Raw genomic sequence first — 17,171 nt, 5'->3', positions numbered from 1 at the left:
TTTAGTGTTCTTTAAACGGACACTGGTTTTCGTGATCATTAATCAAGCCCGCCGCTTGAAAGAGCGAGTAACAAACGACCGGTCCGGTAAACTGAAAGCCCCGGTGCTTGAGTTCGTGACTAACGTGGTCAGTCAGGGGAATGGTTTTTGGAACGGCACTAGGCGTTGGAACGTCATGAATAATGGGTTCGTGATGAACGAAATCCCAGAGAAAGTCGCTGAAAGTCGTTCCCGCATCCTCTAACTTCACAATTGCCTGGGCGTTCTTAATCACAGCGGTAAGCTTGCGCTGGTTTCTGATGATGGCAGCGTTTTGGCAGAGCTGTGGTAGCTCTGGCTCCATCGTTGCCACTTGGTGGTAATCAAAGTTTTGCAAAGCGTCCGCAAACGCCGTTCGTTTTTTGAGCACTGTAGCCCAACTAAGGCCAGCCTGCATGAGTTCCAAGGACAGTAACGCAAAGAGTTGTTGGGAATTGAATTCGGGTTGGCCCCACTCTTGATCGTGGTACGTAACGAGTTGTTGATTGGTTGATTGGGCCCAGTGACAACGGGGTGCATTGATTATCATAAAAAAGCTCCTTAGAAACCTGGTGTGTATGTCACAAAATGTGACACCAAAGATAGGCAGTTACCGGCAAAACGCCTATGTTTAAAGTTAAGCAAAATAAATGATGAACGCCTAAAGGAGGATCACCATGAAAACCATGATTAAATTTACGGATGTCCAAAAGTACTATGGCTCCTTTCATGCGTTGCATGACATTAACTTAGAAATCAAGGACGGGGAAACAGTTGTCCTGATCGGTCCGTCTGGATCTGGGAAATCTACCCTACTGCGGACGATTAATGGCTTAGAAACCGTTGAAGCCGGACAGTTACTGGTTGATGGTCAAGATGTGGCTAGCAGTAAGACGAACCTGAATAAGTTACGGACAAACGTGGGAATGGTGTTCCAACACTTCAACCTCTACAATAACAAAACAATTTTAGAAAACATCATGTTAGCCCCCAAAATTGTATTAAAACGAGGCGATCAAGAAAATCGGGCAGTAGCAGAACGACTACTGGAACGAGTGGGACTAGCAGACCAAATTAATAAGTATCCCTCCCAATTATCCGGAGGACAACAACAACGGATCGCGATTGCCCGGTCGTTGGCGATGAACCCACTGGCAATCCTGTTTGATGAACCAACGTCCGCGCTGGACCCCGAAATGGTGGGAAGCGTGCTAGACGTTATGAAAGAAATTGCGGCGAACCCCGCGTACACCACCCTAGTGGTGACCCACGAAATGGATTTTGCGAAGGCCGTGTCGGATCGCGTTATTTTCATGGCCGATGGACAAATTTTAGAGGATGCCCCCACCGACAAGTTCTTCGACCATCCAGAAACGGAACGAGCCCGGAAGTTCTTGTCGCAAGTGGAACATCACTAGGAAATGAGGTGCAGTGAATGAGTAAATTACACGAACGCCGAGTGGGGCTCATAGCGGCCATTGTCCTTGTGGTGATTTTAGTCGGAGCCATTATCCTGGGCTTAAATCACCAAAGGAGTCAGGCGCAAGAAACTGATAGCTTACAAACTGTGAAAACGACGCACGTAATGCGGTGGGGCGTAAAATCAGACACCCGCTTATTTGGATTGATTAGTCCAAAAACCGGGCAGAGTGAAGGGTTTGACGTGGATATTGCCCGCGCAATCACGGCACAAATTGCCAAGCAAACGGGGACCAAGATTAAACCGGAATTTACGCCGGTGACCACGTCCTCCAAGATTCAACTATTAAAGAATCATCAGGTGGACGCCGTAGCGGCTTCCATGACGATTACGCCGGAACGGGCGAAAGTCGTTGATTTCTCGACCCCCTACTTTCCCGCGGGGCAGTCGTTGCTAGTGAAACGGGACTCCCCGGTTAAAAACATTCGGGACTTAAATCGTCCCGATGCAACCATCATTGGAGTGATGGGAACCACGGCCTTAGAAACCACCAAGCAGTTTGCACCGCAAGCCAAGGTGATTGCGATGCCAGATAACTCCCAAGCCTTTAGTGCCCTGCAATCCGGTCAGGGTGATGCCATGACGACTGATAACGCCATCTTGTATGGGTTCTCTTCTCAGAGTCCCAATGTGCAGGTGGTCGGGGGCACCTTTACGAACCAACCATATGGATTGGCAGTTGATAAGGGCCAAACCCAGTTACAGCATGAAGTCGACCAAGCGTTGGGGACCATTCGCCAAAACGGAACATACGAACGCTTGATTAAAAAGTGGTTTGGTAACATTCCCGGCTTAGATTGGAGGGAACTACTGAAATGATAATTAAAATTTTGACTGATAACTGGCAACCGCTTTTAACCGGATTTGGCTACACGATTGGAGCTTCAATCCTCGGGTTAATTGGCTCGCTGGTCTTAGGCACGGTGTTTGCACTGATGGAAATGACGCCCCAACCGCTGATTCGTGGGATCGGAAAAGCTTTGGTGGAATTCTTTCGCAACATCCCCCTGCTCGTCATTACGTTGTTTTTCTACGTAGTGGTTTCGCATGTCCTTAAAATTAACGGATTTTGGGCGGGAACGCTTGCCCTGGCACTCTATACCTCGGCCTTTATTGCTGAATGTATTCGGGGTGGGGTAAACTCCGTGGATCCTGGTCAGATGGAAGGAGCCCGGGCGCTGGGCTTAAACTACACGCAAGCCATGATGCAGGTAGTGCTTCCGCAGGGATTCAAACTCGCCTTACCTTCCTTAGGGAACCAATTCATTAACTTGATTAAAAACTCCTCGATTCTTTCCTTTGTGGCTGGGTTAGATTTAATGTATCAAGCGAACGTCATTTCTGGAGCCAACCTGGATCCATTTAACACGTACATCGTGATTGGAATTTTTTACCTCCTTTTGACGGGACCGCTGTCCGTTGTGATGACAAAACTCGAAAATAAGTTAGGGGGGAGTAACTAATGATGTTAGCTGCTTTTAGTGCTACGAACCTCCACTACCTGTTGGGGGGACTAGGAATCACAATTGGGGTTTCCGTGATTTCGATCATCATCAGTTTTATTTTTGGAACCTTATTCGGAGTTGTTTTGTACGAAGAAGTACCGTACTTCTCGCGGACGTTACAGTTGATGGTTAACACGATTCGGAACCTACCGTTACTGTTGCTAATCTTTTTTACCTACTTTGCGTTGCCAAAACTGGGGTTAGAACTAAATGCCTTTGCGGCTACGGTCGTAGCCATGTCCGTCTTTGAATCCACGATGATTTCTCAAATCATTCGGGGGGGACTCCTGTCGGTGGGAAAAGGACAATCAGAAGGAGCGCTCTCCACGGGAATGACTAAGTGGGAAGCATTGTGGTACATCTTGCTACCCCAGGGATTGAAAAATTCGATTCCCCCGTTGATTTCGCAGTTTATCTCGTTGGTGAAGGATACGTCACTAGCCACGGCCATTGTGTTAACGGAAATGACGTTTCGAAGTCAGGTTATCTACGGACAAAATCCGAACTACATGATTCCGATGTTTGCATTGATTACGGCGCTGTACTTCATTGTGAACTACAGTCTGTCGTTACTATCTAAATGGTTTGAACGGCGCCTATCATTGTAAAAACTAGCTTTTAGTTAGAAAGGTTGTTATCATAATCATGATGATTAACAAGTTCAGCTTAACTTCGAAGTTGGAATCTGACTAAAACATTGAAAACCGGGCATCCTGCAAGGGGGTTCCGGTTTTGTTTTTAGATGGGAGGATGCAGTGGAACAATGGCAAGCCGACTGGGCGTACCAAAAATACTGGGTGATGGCTCGGTCACAACACTTGTACAATGCCTGGCGGCGGTTGGCGCGCAATAACCAGTGGAACGATGATAAAGCAGTGATTGCCCATGAGCTGTTATTGACCGCTGGGGAACTGACCCCGACCGACAAGACGCTTAGAAACACGTATCAGCACGTCTGGGGCTATTTCAAACGGGTGGCGACTTCAACTGAAAGGGCCGAGTTTCAAACGGCCCTGGCGAAATTAACGCCAGCTCATGATCACGTGGGTTCATTGTTACTGCGGCTCGCCCACCAGTACCAAGTCGAGTACTTGTTGCAGAGCCGCTTACTGCAAGAATGGGAGGATGACGACCATGCGCCTTTGGCATGAAGCTTTGATTCAGAAACTACCAAGACAACAGTTATTAGGACAACACCGCGAATGTGCCGCATTACGGGGCAACGGGTGGGGCCGCAAGCACGCAACCGTGAACTACGTGTTTACCCACTCCCCATACAAGTTGTTTCAGTTTCACGAACTAGTGATGGATGAAATGGAACGACGGGGCTATCACCCGGATTCCCGCTGGCGGCAGCCCGAATATCGGGGCAAAACCTGCTCACCCTATGCCAAGCTGGCGCCTTGTCTGCGGACGCACCCGATTTATCCCGAACACGATCAACGGTATTTACAGGCATGCCAGCAATTATTGGCCGAACGCACCAAAAAAGAGTGAACGATTAGTTCACTCTTTTAGTTTGGATTAATTTAGTTGAAGCCCAGTAAATACCCGGATGCTCCAGTTTGCGGGACTGGGCGTGGGGGTGTTTAATGGTGGAAAGATTTTGGATACGTTGGTGCGTTTTTAGTTCCATTGGCTGGGTTTGCTCTAGAACTTGGGTGGCCGCGGTTACGCTGGTTTGAAAGCGGGGGAACCGACTAATGTAGTTGCCAGCCCCGTTCACGACCACAATCAGTTCGTGACCAGCTTGATCTTTCATTAACGCGGCCACGCCCCCACCGTATTTGGGGGTTGAGCCGGTTTTGAAGTTCTTAAAGGTTAAGTTTAGGGGGTTGTGGAGGTAGGGTCGGGTTCCCTTCCGAAACCGGGAAAACTCAGTTGGTTTAGCCCGCGTTTCCCGTTCGGTCGGATGATAAACGAGTTCGTCGGCTTGAAAGTCTTGTGACATTGCCGGATCGAGCTTGAGATTTTGGTAGGTTACTTTAGCAATCTGGGCGACACTAGCTTGGTTTTCCGCCGTGAACTTCTGGTGGGGCACTTCGTAAGCTCCTGCGTTGCGATTGAGTTGGCCGGCGGCGTTATACCACTGGGAGTTGGTTAAGCGCAGTTCTTTGGCCCACTTCTGGAGGGCTTGTTGTTGGGTTAAGCGCGGGGGTTTGACAAAGTCTGCTAACGCAAAGGCAGCATCGTTGGCCGAAAACGTGTACATCGCATTAAACAGGGTCCGGACCGGAAGCCTTTGCCCCTCATGGACGTCTAAATGGGCATAGACGTTGGGATCCTTTTTGGACCAGTCCGACTTTTTGGTAATGGGGACCATGGTTGCCCAACTAATTTTTTTTGCCCGGATTGCTTTTAAGACCGCGTTGGCTGTCAAAAGCTTGCTTTCCGACGCGATGCCCACTTGGCGGTGAGCACGCTTCTCCCCTAGAATTTGACCGGTATGGGCATCAATCACAATTGCTTCTTTGGCGCTGGTTTTGAGCGGAATCGGATTTGCCGCCGTGATGGTGGGGGCGTTTTTAGTGACCGGCACGGTTTTGGGAGTGCGTTTGACCGCGGGTTCTCGGAGTTGGTAGGCTAACCCACCAGATCCGAGAGCCAGGATGATCCCGCCCCCGAGCAACCATTTCCAGCTTCGTTGCCACAGCGAGCGCCGGTTTCTGACTGTTTGTAAGTATTTTGGCATTAAGTACGGGTTCTTTCTATAAAAAAATTTCTTTAATTAACGACAATACCCCTATTATAGCAATCACAGGCGCATTTTTCGAGGGGATAAAAAAGTCCCGGACTGAGGACCGGGACTTTTTACTAAAATTTAATTTTTGAGGATTAGGAAGAAAATCAGAAAGACAATTGCGAGAGCGTACATCATCCAGCCAACTTCCTTGCCCCGCTTAGCAGCAATCATGGTGATTGGGTAGGCTATAAACCCGAAGGCAATCCCATCCGAGATACTGTAAGTGAGGGGCATCCCCACGGCAATCAAGAAGGCGGGGGCGGCTAGTTCAAACCGGTTCCAATTGACCTGGGCCAGTGATTTTGCCATGAGCACGCCGACGATGATGAGAGCCGGCGCAGTGATTTGACTGGTAATGACCGCGAGAAGCGGAGAAAAGAAGAGGGCAAAGATAAACATGATTCCAGTAACGATGGCGGTAAAGCCGGACCGGCCCCCCACGGCAATCCCCGCTGAGGATTCTACGTAGACACTCATGGGCGAGGTTCCGAGCAACGAACCAAACAACATGGTCGTGGAGTCCGCTGCTAGAGCACGTCCGACCCGTGGCATGCGGTTATCCCGCATGTAACCAGCTTGTTCAGCGAGTCCGATTAGGGTGCCGGCCGTATCAAAGAAGGTTACTAATAAGAAGGTCAATACGACCACGCAGAGTTTTGGCGTATTAATCTGATTTAAGTTGAACAGGCTTACTAAGAACGTGGACTTAATGCTGGGAACGGTGGCGACAAGGGCGTGCGGAAGCTTAATTAACCCCGTGGCCATTCCGATTACGGATGAAATCACCATGCCGACGAAGATGGCCCCGGGGACCCTTGCGCTCATGAGGAAGAGGGTAATGATTAGCCCGGCAATGGTTAGGAGCGTGAGGGGATTTGTCAGGGAGCCCAAACTAACCAGGGTGCTTTTGTTAGCCACCACCAGTCCCCCGTTATGAAACCCAATAAAAGCGATGAACAGGCCAATCCCCCCGCCAATAGCGGCCTTTAAATCGGTTGGAATTGCATCGATAATCTTTTCGCGGAGTTTCAGGGCCGTGAGGATGATGAAAAGGACCGAAGCGATTAAGACCCCGCTCATTGCGGTTTGCCAGGGAACCTTCATGCCGATGCAGACGGAGTAGGCAAAGAAGGCGTTAATTCCGAGCCCCGCTGATAATGCGAACGGATAATTGGCAATGACCCCCATTAAGATACAACCAAAAGCTGTGGCGAGGGCGGTCGCTGTGAAAACAGCGCCCTTATCCATTCCAGTGGCGCCGAGGACGTCTGGATTGACGAATAAGATGTAAACCATGGAAATGAAGGTCGTAATTCCGGCGAGTGTTTCGGTTCGAAAATTAGTCCCTAACGTTTGAAAGTGAAAAAATGACGCAATTTTATTGCCCATAACAATCTCCTTTGCGGGTAATGTTCGTGATTAAGTCTGAATATTACTATATAATCATACAACGACAGTCAAAATAATTCAAACCCGAACTTTACGCTTGGCAGCAACGCGACTTAGTCTTGGCGTGAAATGCTAAAATAGAGGGAACGAGGTGGAACAATGACAGACACAATTTTACTGGTGGGGCGGGGTCCCCTCACTGACTACGTACAGGACCATTTGCAAACTGACCAGACAAAGCTGCTAACGAAGCGGCACCAATTAACGACGGCGACTGCTTACACTGCTCTTCCCCCGCACCTGGCCGCGGTAGTGGTGACGGCCGGTCCGGCGGATGTCGATTTAGTGGTCACAGAGTTAGCAACGGCGCTCCAACGCGCCCACGTCGAGGTGCAGCGCTGGGTTTTCGTTTCTGCGGCCGGTGTCAATGGAGAGGTCCGAGGGAACTTGGAGTATCCGGGGGTGACCGATGTGCGCGAATACTTTCGCGAACAGCGCTATGCCAGTAAAATTATTGACGAAACGGAGTTGCCCTATACCATTTTCCGGCCCGGGCGGTTAGTCGCTCGGCGGCAAGGCTCTCCCCACCTCTTTAATGAGGGCGAGCCAGTTCCAACGGGCGTTGTTTCATATGAAACAATCACGGCTTTAATTGCTGCTGCAATCGGCGGAAAGTACGCCAACCAGTCACTTGCGGTGGTGGAAACAGAAACGGAGGCACTATGAGCTTACAGTTTATTCTTGGACCTGCTAGTGCGGAGCATTTTGGTCAAGTTGTCCAATCAATGCACCGAGCGGCGGAGCAGCATCCGGACGATCAGTACTTTCAAATTGTCCCAAACAACGTCAAGTTTGAAGCGGAACTGGGAACCCTCAAACGCTTGAACCTGAAACAACGGGCCACCTACGCCCAAAATCAAATTCAAACCTTTTCGTTTTCCCGGTTAATTTGGTACTTTTTACGGGACCAACCGGCTTACCAGGTTCCGCAATTGTCTCCAGTAGCAATCAACATGATTATTTTCCAAATTATTACAGAGCATGAAGCTGATTTAACCATCTACCGTGGCGAAGGCCAACAGGCGGGCTTCATTCAGCAGGTGGCCGAACAACTAATGGAGCTACAGCAGGGCAACCTGAGTCCCGATGATTTGCACCAGTTGCAGGATAATACCACCGGAGAACTGCGCAACAAACTGCACGACTTGGAGCTCATTTACCGGGCCTTTTTGCAGGCAACCGACGGCAAATACCTGTATCAAGCAGCCACTCTAGAACTACTAAATGAATCCCTCTTACGGATGCCAGCCCAGCAATTAGGGCAGTTGCACTTTTACTTTACCGGCTTTAGTGAGTTAACGGCGCAGGAATTGCAATTGGTTCACACCTTAATCAGAAGGGCCCACGTGGTCGTAGATTTAACGCTGGAACAACCCGTTCGTGAGGCGGCGCCCAGTCCAGAAACCTTTTTTGCCCAACCCGGCCGTTTATATTACCGGTTGTACCAGTATGCCCAGGAACATAGCCGAATATTGCCCGATCAGTATGCGCCAGCTCGGGACTTACAGCCAGGGCTAGCCCAATTAGAGGAGTACTGGATTAGCAGTAGCGAGTTGGAACGGAAACTTCCAAAAGCCCCCGCAACGAATCCCAATCTGCACGTCTTACAAGCGGCCACTCCCTTCGACGAGTTGATGAACGTTGCCACCAAGATTCGACAATTAGTTGCCACCGGAAAGTACCGGTATGGAGATTTCTTAGTGGTGGCCAGAAACCTGAGCGACTACGAAAACATCATTGATCCAATCTTTTCGCTGCAACAAATTCCGTATTTCACTGATATTCAAAAGCAAATGGAAAATCACCCGTTGGTGGTGCTTTTACAAGCGCTTTTTGCAATCTACAAGCCGAACCGGGCCCGCAACTACCGGTACGAAGACGTGATGAAGCTCTTGAAAACGGAGTTGTTAATTCCTAAACAGGATGAAAAACATTTTGAAGGTCTGGACAAGTTTCGCTGGCAACTGGCCCTGTGTGAAAACCTAGTCCTTAAAAACGGCTACTACGGGAAGAAATGGACGCAGCAAGCGGACTGGAAGTATACGACCGTCGTGGATGAAACCACGGGGGTAGTCGTGGATAAGAACCAGGCCTTTTCCCAGGCAATCAATCAGATTCGCCACTTTGTAAAGGACAACTTGCCACCGTTTTACCGACGACTGACCCAAGCCCAAACGGGGCGAGAAGCCGCCCAAATTTTGTATCAATTTTTGGTGAACCATGGGGTGCCTTCTCGGTTGCAAGAGTGGCAACAGCAGGCGACGGAGGCTGGCAAGCTCCAGGAAGCGGGCCAGGCCGAACAGGTGTGGAATGAATTTTGCCACATTCTAGATGACTACGTGAACGTATTGGGCGACCAGGAATTCGTTCAAGATGATTTCTTAGCGCTCTTACAAGCCGGTTTTGTGGGGGCCACCTACTCCCAGATTCCGTCGACCTTGGATCAGGTAACGATTTCAGAAATGGGGCGGTACCACCTCCGGAATAAGCGGATTACGATCGTGGTAGGTGCTGATGACCACAACTTACCGGTGCGGATTGAACGTCAGAGTCTATTGAGCGATGGGGATCGAGATCAACTAGGGGAACAGTTGGCAGCAGATCAATTTTTGGCCACCACCAGCGAAACCCAGATGGTGGCGGAACCCTACGAGGATTATCTAACCTTTCTGACGCCCCAGGATCAGTTGTATTTTTCCCACCACGTCGGCAATGGGACCGATGATGCGTTGCTAAAACAGTCCCCCTACGTGCAACGGATTCAGGAATTCTTTGGTTTGACCACAGAAACATTCCACGCTCAGCCGGATGCAACTAACCTCGATGTCCAGCCGTACCTTGGTTCACCCCGGGCGACATTGAAATACCTGATTCCGGTGGCGCTCGCTAGTAAAAAACAGCGCCAGCCATTGAATCCTAGTTGGGCAACCATTCAAAAAACGTTGGAACAAGCAGTTGATCCCACATTGCAGCACCTGACGCGGAATCTGATGAGTAGTTTGGACTATCGTAATGAACCGACACCGTTGCAACCAGAGATTGTAACCGGCCTGTACGGGCAACGGATTCTGACCTCAATTTCGAAGTTGGAAGAGTTTTATTCCAATCCGTATGAATACTTCTTGGAATATGGGTTACGGCTAAAAGAACGCGATGAATTTGAGATTAATGCGGCCGAAACGGGCTCCTTTTATCATGATGCCCTCGATCAACTGATGAAGGTGGTTAACCAGCAAAAGCTAGAACTGGGTGAGCTGGATAATCAGCAAATCAAAGAGTTGGTCACGGAGGTTACGACCAAATTGATTGAGGCTGATCGGACACAACGCTACGAAATTCTGCAGAGTTCAGAGCGGATGAACTACTTAAAGGGTCAATTAATTCAGACGGTTAATGAGATGGCGCAGACCCTGCGCAATCAAGCACGGCACGTGCACATGCGCCCCCGGCAAACCGAGGTTGCCTTTGGCCCCGGTCAGCGCTACCAGGAGTTGCAATTTGATTTAGGTCATGATCAGCAGGTCAGTGTGCAGGGTCGGATTGATCGGATTGACGGCATGGATGTTGCTGGGACGGATTACTTAAACATTGTGGATTACAAGTCGAGTCAGCATAAGATTAACTTTGCCGAGATCTACGATGGGACCGCCATGCAGATGATGACGTACATGGATGCAGTATTAAAGAACCTTGATGCTATTAGTGATGCGGACCAGGCTAAGCTAATTGGAGCGCTGTATTTGCGCGTCTTTAATCCGGTGCTGAAACCAAAGGATTTGGAGCACTGGCAGGATGTGCACGCAATTCAGAGCAACCTGTTAAAAAAACATAAGTACAGTGGCATTTTGCTGGCTGATCAAGCGGTCTTGAAGTCATTAGGTGATCAGGATGTTAGCGACATCTATCCGTTTGCCTTTAACCAAAAAAATGATAGCTTTAATAAGCAGAAGAGTAGCGTCATTTCCCAAGCCGATTTGGATCGGGTAATTCACCATACAGAACGGTTGATTCAAACGGCTGGAAAAAGAATTTTTGCTGGTGATACGCGGTTATGGCCGGCCCGGTTCCAAGCTAGATCCACCATTACGAATTCACCCTACCAAGCCGTGATGCAGTTTGACCCGCTACTAGCCGAAAATAACTATCGTGAGGTGGAAAATCTCAGCATGAAAGCAGTGTTGGAAAAACTACGAGATGAACAGAAAGGAGACCGCCATGAGTGAACCCCAATGGACCCCGGGCCAATTAGCCGCGATTCAGAATGATGCCGCTGGAAACATGCTGGTATCGGCCTCAGCCGGATCAGGTAAGACCAGCGTGTTAACCCAGCGAGTGATGCGGAAAATTAAAGCCGGCGTCGATGTGGACCAGTTACTGATTGTGACCTTTACGAACGCTGCAGCCCAGGAAATGCGAGAACGAATTCACGATGCCCTGCAAACGGAACTGAAGCACACCCAGGAGCAAGCGCCCAAACAACATCTAGTTCGCCAACTGCGCAAGCTGACTACGGCGCACATTGAAACCATGGATGCCTTTTGTTTGTGGCTAGTCAAGCGGTACTACTACGTCATTAACTTGGACCCTGACTTTCGGATTTTAACGAACACGAGCGAGCGGACGCTGTTACAAACGGATGTCTGGAGCGAGGTCCGCGAGGAATTGTATGGAAACGATCGGGATCACCGGTTTGCCCAGTTAACCCGCAACTTCTCCAACGATCGCAGTGACGACGGGTTGACTGATTTGGTGTTACGTCTGTACGAAATAGCGAACGTGAACCAGGATCCGGATCAGTGGCTTGATCAGTTAGGAGAATTTTACCAAGTTGATGGGTCCCTGACGGATAGTCATCTGTACCGAGATGATTTACTGCCAGATTTACAGAACCAGTTGGAGCAGATGCTGGCTTCATACCGACAAGCTCGGCAATTAGCCCAACAGGTTGGAATCGATAAAGTGGAGCAGTTTTTAGCGGCTGAACAGGACCAAATTGAAGCACTGGCAGAAAAGCTAGGCTCCAGCAGTTGGGATCAGTTGCGGACGGTCTTTAACCAGCAAAATTTTAAACGCTTCCCCAGCGTTAAAAAAAATGACGTGGATGAAGCCCAGTTAGCGGGCAAAGACCAATGTAAACATTTGCGGGATGACGTTAAAAAACAATTTGATGACATTAAAGATAATTACTTTTGGGCTGATGAAGCGAGTCTGCAGACGCTAAATGACGATGCAGCTCAGCTAATTCATAAGTTAATCGAGGTGGTGCATGCCTTTGCAATGCAGTATGCCACGGTGAAGCGCCAACGGCATGCCTACGATTTTACGGATATCGAGCACTTTGCGTTTCGAATCCTAACCAATCAGTCCGAAGCGGGCGTTTCCTTGCGGACGCAACTTCAGCAGCAGTTTAACGAAATCATGGTTGATGAATATCAGGATAATAATCACTTGCAGGATGCTATCTTAGGCACGATTAAGAATCCAGCCCACCCGAACCTCTTCATGGTCGGGGACGTGAAACAGTCGATCTATCGCTTCCGGTTGGCGGATCCGCAGATGTTTATGGACAAGTATCATACGTACCCGGATCCTGATAATCCTCATCAACTGATTACGTTGCCCGATAACTTCCGGTCAGTAGCGAACGTGGACCACTTTACGAACCTCATCTTTGAACAGATCATGGACCGCTCCTTTGGGGAAGTTGATTATACTGGGGATGCCCAGTTGCAATTTGGGGCGAAGGATTATCCAGACGATTTGGACACCACCACGGAAGTAATGTTACTGGCTACTGATCAGGACGATCAGCAACAAACTCAGTTAACCAACGACCAACTCCAGATTGAATTGATTGCGAACAAGATTGAAACGATGATGACCGCTGGCTTTCAGATCTACGATCGCAAGTTGGGTCAAAAACGGCCCTTGCAGTATGGTGACATCGCGTTGTTGTCCTCGACCAAGCGGAATAACTTTGAGATTGCCAGCATTTTTGCCGACCATCAAATTCCCTTGAACAGTGATGGAGCTGAAAGTTACTTTAAAACGGCGGAAATTCAAATTATGCTGTCATTATTGCAAATCATTGATAATCCTGCCCAAGACATTCCGTTGGCGGCAGTGTTACGCTCGCCGTTAGTGGGGTTAGACGAAAATGAATTAGCCTTCATCCGGATTACGAAAAAAACGGGAAACTATTATCAAGCCGTTTTGGACTTGCAAAAAGAATATCAAGAACAAACCCAGACGGAGTTCGGTAATCGGGTATTGAGCAAGGTTAACCAGTTTTTGGAACAACTAACGAACCTGCGTGATTACGCTACCAAGCATAGTTTGGCGGAACTAATCTGGGAGATTTACAACCAAACGGGGTTCTTAGACTACGTGGGGGGGATGCCAGCCGGTAAGAAACGGCAGGCTAATCTGCACGCGCTTTATCAGCGAGCAGAAGAGTATGAACGGAACGGATTTCAGGGTTTGTTCGCCTTTGTGCAGTTCATCAAGCGACTGCAAAAGGATGCCAACGACCTCGCGGAAGCTAGTGTCGACGTGGATCCCAACTCCGTGACGGTCAAAACGATTCATGGGAGTAAAGGGCTTGAATATCCGGTAGTCTTTGTGATTGATGTTCACCATCAATCCAATCAAAGTGAGTTGAAAGACCCGTTTGTGGTTGATGATCAGCTGGGCTTAGGAATTAAGTATTACTATCCTGACCGCCACGAGCAGGTCACCACGTTGCAGTACGTGGCGATTACCAATTCGTTAAAACAAAAGGCGCAAGCCGAAGAAATGCGGAAACTATACGTGGCCTTAACCCGAGCCAAGCAGAAGTTAATTATTACGGGAATTGTCAAGGGAACGACCAAGCAGACGGCCGAAGAAAGTACCTTGCAAAGGTGGTCGCAGGCGGGTCAAAGCCCGCATCTGGTGCTTAACCAGGCAAATCGGAGTAGTGCTAATAACTTCTTAACTTGGATTGGGATGGCTCTGGTACGTCATCCGCAGTCGCAAGCGTTCCTGGATGACGACTTGACCCTACCGGAGCTTCAGGCTGATCCGAGTGAATTTACAGTGGAATTTGTCCATCCCACGGAGTTAGAAGCAATCACCCCAGCGACTGAATCTGCTACTGACGTAGAGTTCACCGGACCTGCTACGGAGCCAGCGGAAATTAACCGGTTGCTGGAGTTTCAGTATCCGTTTGCGGATGCCGCGCAAACGACGGCGTATCAATCGGTATCAGAAATTAAACGTCAGTTTGACGATCCAGATAACATTCAATTAGGGAGCGTTGCTGATACGGGCCATCAAATTTTGCAACGAACCCGGTACCAGAGTGAGCAGTTTGGGCAACCGCAATTTATGCAAACAGTCGCTAAGCCAACGCCCCAGGAGGTGGGAACCGCGACCCACTTGGTTCTGCAGAAACTCGACGTGACCAAACCGGTTACCGAAGAGCGCGTCGAAGCGTTAATTAAGAATCTAGTTACGGGACAGCTCTTAACTGCAGCGGTGGCGGAGCAGATTAATCGCCAGGCCGTCGTAGCGTTCTACCAGACGGATGTGGGGCAACGGATCCGCCAATTTCCGGACCGGCTACATCGGGAGGTTCCCTTCTCACTGATTATCAAAGCCCAGCGGCTCTTTTCAGAATTTCACAATGACCCGGAGCAACAGCTCCTGGTCCACGGAATTATCGATGGCTACCTCGATGATCCAGAGGAAGGACCACTTTTGTTTGATTACAAAACGAGCTTTGTGAATCCCGCGCATCCAGCGGCCTCAATTGAGCAAATTAAGGAGCAGTACACCGGTCAGGTGAACCTTTATGCCCTGGCGCTGCAAGACATTTTGCATAAACCGGTGCGACAGAAGTACTTATACTTACTTGCGAACCAGCAGCTGGTTCCGCTTACCACCAACGAAAAATAGAGCAAAAAAGAAAGCCAGTTCCAAGTTGGATTCAGCTTTCTTTTTTAGTTGCTTAGGATTGGATTTGTTTGGTGTGGGAACGGGTTACAAGTTTGGCTTCGCTGACTGCTAAGGATGTGGTGCGCGGTGCCAGGACAAAGCCCCCCGGAAAGGCCGGCACAGCCTGCGAAAATGGTGCGGAGGTTACCACCCTTGCTTGGAAAGCAGGGGGCGCGCCTTGTGCGAAAAAAAGTAATTTAATTGTGAATTAATAACGTGATTTTTGAATTTGAAACTCCAGTAGCTGATCAGTACAATGAGAATAAACCCGGAAAGGAAGTGCACGATGCCCACCCCGCAACCATTACCATCCCTTAAGTTTCGCCAAATCTTCTGGTTGAGCTTTGGCCTTTTGGGAGCGCAAATGTCGCTAGGCCTCGAGAATTCGCAATTAGGGCGCTTATTGCAGACGTTTGGCGCGAGTCCCCAGTTATTAGCGTTTCTCTTTCTGATTCCCCCGCTAACGGGCATGCTTACCCAGCCCGTTTTAGGTAAATTTTCGGATGCAACGTGGCTACCCCGCGTAGGACGACGCTTACCCTATCTACTCGGGGGGACGATGCTAGCTGATGTCACATTAGTGCTACTCCCCAATGTCGGAGACTGGGGCCTTTCAACCCCGTTAGTTTTAAGCATTGGTGCCACGCTCGTGTTACTGTACATCGTGGCCGCAAATGCTTGCGTGGCCCCCTTTAAAATTCTGATTGGGGACATGGTGAATAGTGAACAAAAGGGTCAGGTCACGGCACTACAAAGTATCATGGTAAACGGTGGGGGCATTCTCGCGGCAATCACCCCCTGGCTGTTATCCCAACTGGGGATTGCGAATACCGCCCCAGCTGGAGTGGCTCCGCTCACGATTAAATTGGTTTTTTACCTGACGGCGTTGCTTTTAACCGTTTGTACCATTTTAACCGTGCTGCATGTGCACGAATACGCCCCGGCGGAACTTGAACGGTACCAAGGCCCATCGCGACCCACCCCGCCTAGCAGTTGGGCATTGATTAGACAGGCGCCACCGATTTTTTGGGCAATTGCGTTAGTGCAGGGTTTGGCGTTTGTGGCCTTTGCGCTTCTATGGACGTATGGCGCGGGGACGGTTGCTGCCAACGTTTACCAAGCAACGAACCCGGCGAGCGCAGCCTATCAACAAGGCGGGAACTTGTTTGGGGTCTTGTCAGGAATTTATGCTTTGACAGCCGCAGTGATGGCCATTGGACTAGCCCGAGTTCCTCGTCACCATCAAGTTCGCGCCTTGGGGCTGACATTAGCCGTTGGGGCCGTGGGCTTTGTCGGAGTCGGAATCTTGCATTCAGTTGTCGGAATGGTGGTCGCCTTTATGTTAATTGGAGTTGGGTGGGCTGGCATCATTATTTATCCCCTGGCCTTTGTGATGGATGCCGTTCCTGCCCAGAACGCCGGCGTGTACCAAGGGTTGTTTAATGCGCAGGTGTGCGTGCCCCAGATCGTTGCTTCGCTGTTCAGTGTGGTGATATTGCCGCTAATTGGGAATTCCCTGCCAACGCTGATGTTAGTCGGTAGCCTCTTTTGGATCGCGGGGACGGCCGCCGTAGGCTTAGTAAGATTACCCTAATCATGAAAAACAGAAAAAAAGCGCTCACCGAGGTTCGGTCAGCGCTTTTTATGTAATTAGTTATTGTGAACGGTTTTAGCTTCCTTAAAGAAACAAACGTATTCAAAGTAAGCTAGTAAGAGAGCGGAAACTAAGGCACCCCAGATTCCAGCCATGTAGTATAGTCCGAGTACAGCGGTAATTCCAATGGCACTAACCGTTAAAATTAAGGACCAACGTTGCATGGTTGATAATTCTTGAGTATGGCCCATGAAACTAATTCCAAGGACCCCGGCACTAACAAAGCCAACGATTCCAATTAAAGCATGTAATAAAATAATCATTGCGATTCTCCTTTCTTTCTTATCTACACTTCTATTTTACCATGTTTCCGCTTACATGGGTGTAACCGGTTTGAATTGTTAA

At 49.3% G+C, this 17,171-nt stretch carries 14 protein-coding genes; 10 read left to right on the top strand and 4 right to left on the bottom strand.

The genetic code is table 11. From position 1 onward, the window contains the following. Position 1 precedes the first annotated feature (1 nt). Positions 2-568, bottom strand: a complete 567-nt coding sequence (locus M8332_RS06730; protein WP_252780087.1) for a DNA-3-methyladenine glycosylase I — start codon at positions 566-568, stop codon at positions 2-4. Positions 569-704: 136 nt separating this feature from the next. Between M8332_RS06730 and M8332_RS06725 the strand changes: the two genes are divergently transcribed. The 6 genes from M8332_RS06725 (at position 705) to M8332_RS06700 (ending at position 4,500) form a co-directional block, all read left to right on the top strand. Next, positions 705-1,436 (top strand): amino acid ABC transporter ATP-binding protein, encoded by a 732-nt coding sequence (locus M8332_RS06725; RefSeq protein WP_252780829.1) that lies wholly within the window; start codon positions 705-707, stop codon positions 1,434-1,436. A gap of 17 nt (positions 1,437-1,453) precedes the next feature. After that, the gene (locus M8332_RS06720; RefSeq protein WP_252780086.1) at positions 1,454-2,317 is read left to right on the top strand and encodes a transporter substrate-binding domain-containing protein; all 864 of its coding nucleotides are present in this window, start codon (positions 1,454-1,456) and stop codon (positions 2,315-2,317) included. Beyond that, positions 2,314-2,961, top strand: a complete 648-nt coding sequence (locus M8332_RS06715; protein ID WP_252780084.1) for an amino acid ABC transporter permease — start codon at positions 2,314-2,316, stop codon at positions 2,959-2,961. The genes M8332_RS06720 and M8332_RS06715 overlap by 4 nt, the downstream gene beginning before the upstream one ends. 2 nt (positions 2,962-2,963) lie before the next feature. Beyond that, entirely contained in the window at positions 2,964-3,611 is a 648-nt protein-coding gene (locus M8332_RS06710; RefSeq protein WP_435370806.1) for an amino acid ABC transporter permease, read from the top strand. A 147-nt stretch (positions 3,612-3,758) separates the two neighbouring features. Further along, entirely contained in the window at positions 3,759-4,154 is a 396-nt protein-coding gene (locus M8332_RS06705) for a YbgA family protein (protein WP_252780082.1), read from the top strand. Next, positions 4,138-4,500 (top strand): TIGR02328 family protein, encoded by a 363-nt coding sequence (locus M8332_RS06700; protein ID WP_252780828.1) that lies wholly within the window; start codon positions 4,138-4,140, stop codon positions 4,498-4,500. The genes M8332_RS06705 and M8332_RS06700 overlap by 17 nt, the downstream gene beginning before the upstream one ends. A gap of 4 nt (positions 4,501-4,504) precedes the next feature. On the opposite strand, the gene M8332_RS06695 is transcribed toward M8332_RS06700, so the two are convergent. Continuing rightward, the gene (locus M8332_RS06695; protein WP_252780081.1) at positions 4,505-5,695 is read right to left on the bottom strand and encodes a D-alanyl-D-alanine carboxypeptidase family protein; all 1,191 of its coding nucleotides are present in this window, start codon (positions 5,693-5,695) and stop codon (positions 4,505-4,507) included. A 129-nt stretch (positions 5,696-5,824) separates the two neighbouring features. Next, positions 5,825-7,135, bottom strand: a complete 1,311-nt coding sequence (locus M8332_RS06690) for an NCS2 family permease (protein ID WP_289847017.1) — start codon at positions 7,133-7,135, stop codon at positions 5,825-5,827. Between the two features lie 159 nt (positions 7,136-7,294). Between M8332_RS06690 and M8332_RS06685 the strand changes: the two genes are divergently transcribed. The 4 genes from M8332_RS06685 to M8332_RS06670 all read left to right on the top strand — a co-directional run bounded on the left by M8332_RS06685 (position 7,295) and on the right by M8332_RS06670 (position 16,766). Further along, entirely contained in the window at positions 7,295-7,861 is a 567-nt protein-coding gene (locus tag M8332_RS06685; RefSeq protein ID WP_252780080.1) for an SDR family oxidoreductase, read from the top strand. Continuing rightward, positions 7,858-11,418 (top strand): PD-(D/E)XK nuclease family protein, encoded by a 3,561-nt coding sequence (locus tag M8332_RS06680; protein ID WP_252780079.1) that lies wholly within the window; start codon positions 7,858-7,860, stop codon positions 11,416-11,418. The genes M8332_RS06685 and M8332_RS06680 overlap by 4 nt, the downstream gene beginning before the upstream one ends. Then, positions 11,411-15,133: a helicase-exonuclease AddAB subunit AddA gene (addA, locus tag M8332_RS06675; RefSeq protein WP_252780078.1), complete on the top strand. Its 3,723-nt coding sequence runs from the start codon at positions 11,411-11,413 to the stop codon at positions 15,131-15,133. Before M8332_RS06680 ends, addA begins: the two co-directional genes overlap by 8 nt. 325 nt (positions 15,134-15,458) lie before the next feature. Next, entirely contained in the window at positions 15,459-16,766 is a 1,308-nt protein-coding gene (locus M8332_RS06670) for an MFS transporter (RefSeq protein ID WP_252780077.1), read from the top strand. Positions 16,767-16,822: 56 nt separating this feature from the next. Here M8332_RS06670 and M8332_RS06665 read toward each other — a convergent pair whose 3' ends face one another. Further along, positions 16,823-17,089, bottom strand: coding sequence for a hypothetical protein (locus tag M8332_RS06665; RefSeq protein WP_252780076.1), 267 nt, complete (start codon positions 17,087-17,089; stop codon positions 16,823-16,825). Positions 17,090-17,171: the final 82 nt, after the last annotated feature.

The sequence above is a fragment of the Fructilactobacillus ixorae genome (genome assembly GCF_024029915.1).
GTDB lineage: Bacteria > Bacillota > Bacilli > Lactobacillales > Lactobacillaceae > Fructilactobacillus > Fructilactobacillus ixorae.
The sequence above is the reverse complement of the archived record's forward strand: the minus strand, read 5'-3'. Positions and strand labels throughout refer to the sequence as shown.

Bases quoted from the DNA above. Each gene is read 5' to 3' on its own strand.
- addA (WP_252780078.1), top strand. From the start codon at position 11,411: ATGAGTGAACCCCAATGGACCCCGGGCCAATTAGCCGCGATTCAGAAT.
- M8332_RS06665 (WP_252780076.1), bottom strand. From the start codon at position 17,089: ATGATTATTTTATTACATGCTTTAATTGGAATCGTTGGCTTTGTTAGT.
- M8332_RS06730 (WP_252780087.1), bottom strand. From the start codon at position 568: ATGATAATCAATGCACCCCGTTGTCACTGGGCCCAATCAACCAATCAA.
- M8332_RS06715 (WP_252780084.1), top strand. From the start codon at position 2,314: ATGATAATTAAAATTTTGACTGATAACTGGCAACCGCTTTTAACCGGA.
- M8332_RS06700 (WP_252780828.1), top strand. From the start codon at position 4,138: ATGCGCCTTTGGCATGAAGCTTTGATTCAGAAACTACCAAGACAACAG.
- M8332_RS06690 (WP_289847017.1), bottom strand. From the start codon at position 7,135: ATGGGCAATAAAATTGCGTCATTTTTTCACTTTCAAACGTTAGGGACT.
- M8332_RS06725 (WP_252780829.1), top strand. From the start codon at position 705: ATGATTAAATTTACGGATGTCCAAAAGTACTATGGCTCCTTTCATGCG.
- M8332_RS06670 (WP_252780077.1), top strand. From the start codon at position 15,459: ATGCCCACCCCGCAACCATTACCATCCCTTAAGTTTCGCCAAATCTTC.
- M8332_RS06720 (WP_252780086.1), top strand. From the start codon at position 1,454: ATGAGTAAATTACACGAACGCCGAGTGGGGCTCATAGCGGCCATTGTC.
- M8332_RS06680 (WP_252780079.1), top strand. From the start codon at position 7,858: ATGAGCTTACAGTTTATTCTTGGACCTGCTAGTGCGGAGCATTTTGGT.
- M8332_RS06710 (WP_435370806.1), top strand. From the start codon at position 2,964: ATGTTAGCTGCTTTTAGTGCTACGAACCTCCACTACCTGTTGGGGGGA.
- M8332_RS06685 (WP_252780080.1), top strand. From the start codon at position 7,295: ATGACAGACACAATTTTACTGGTGGGGCGGGGTCCCCTCACTGACTAC.
- M8332_RS06695 (WP_252780081.1), bottom strand. From the start codon at position 5,695: ATGCCAAAATACTTACAAACAGTCAGAAACCGGCGCTCGCTGTGGCAA.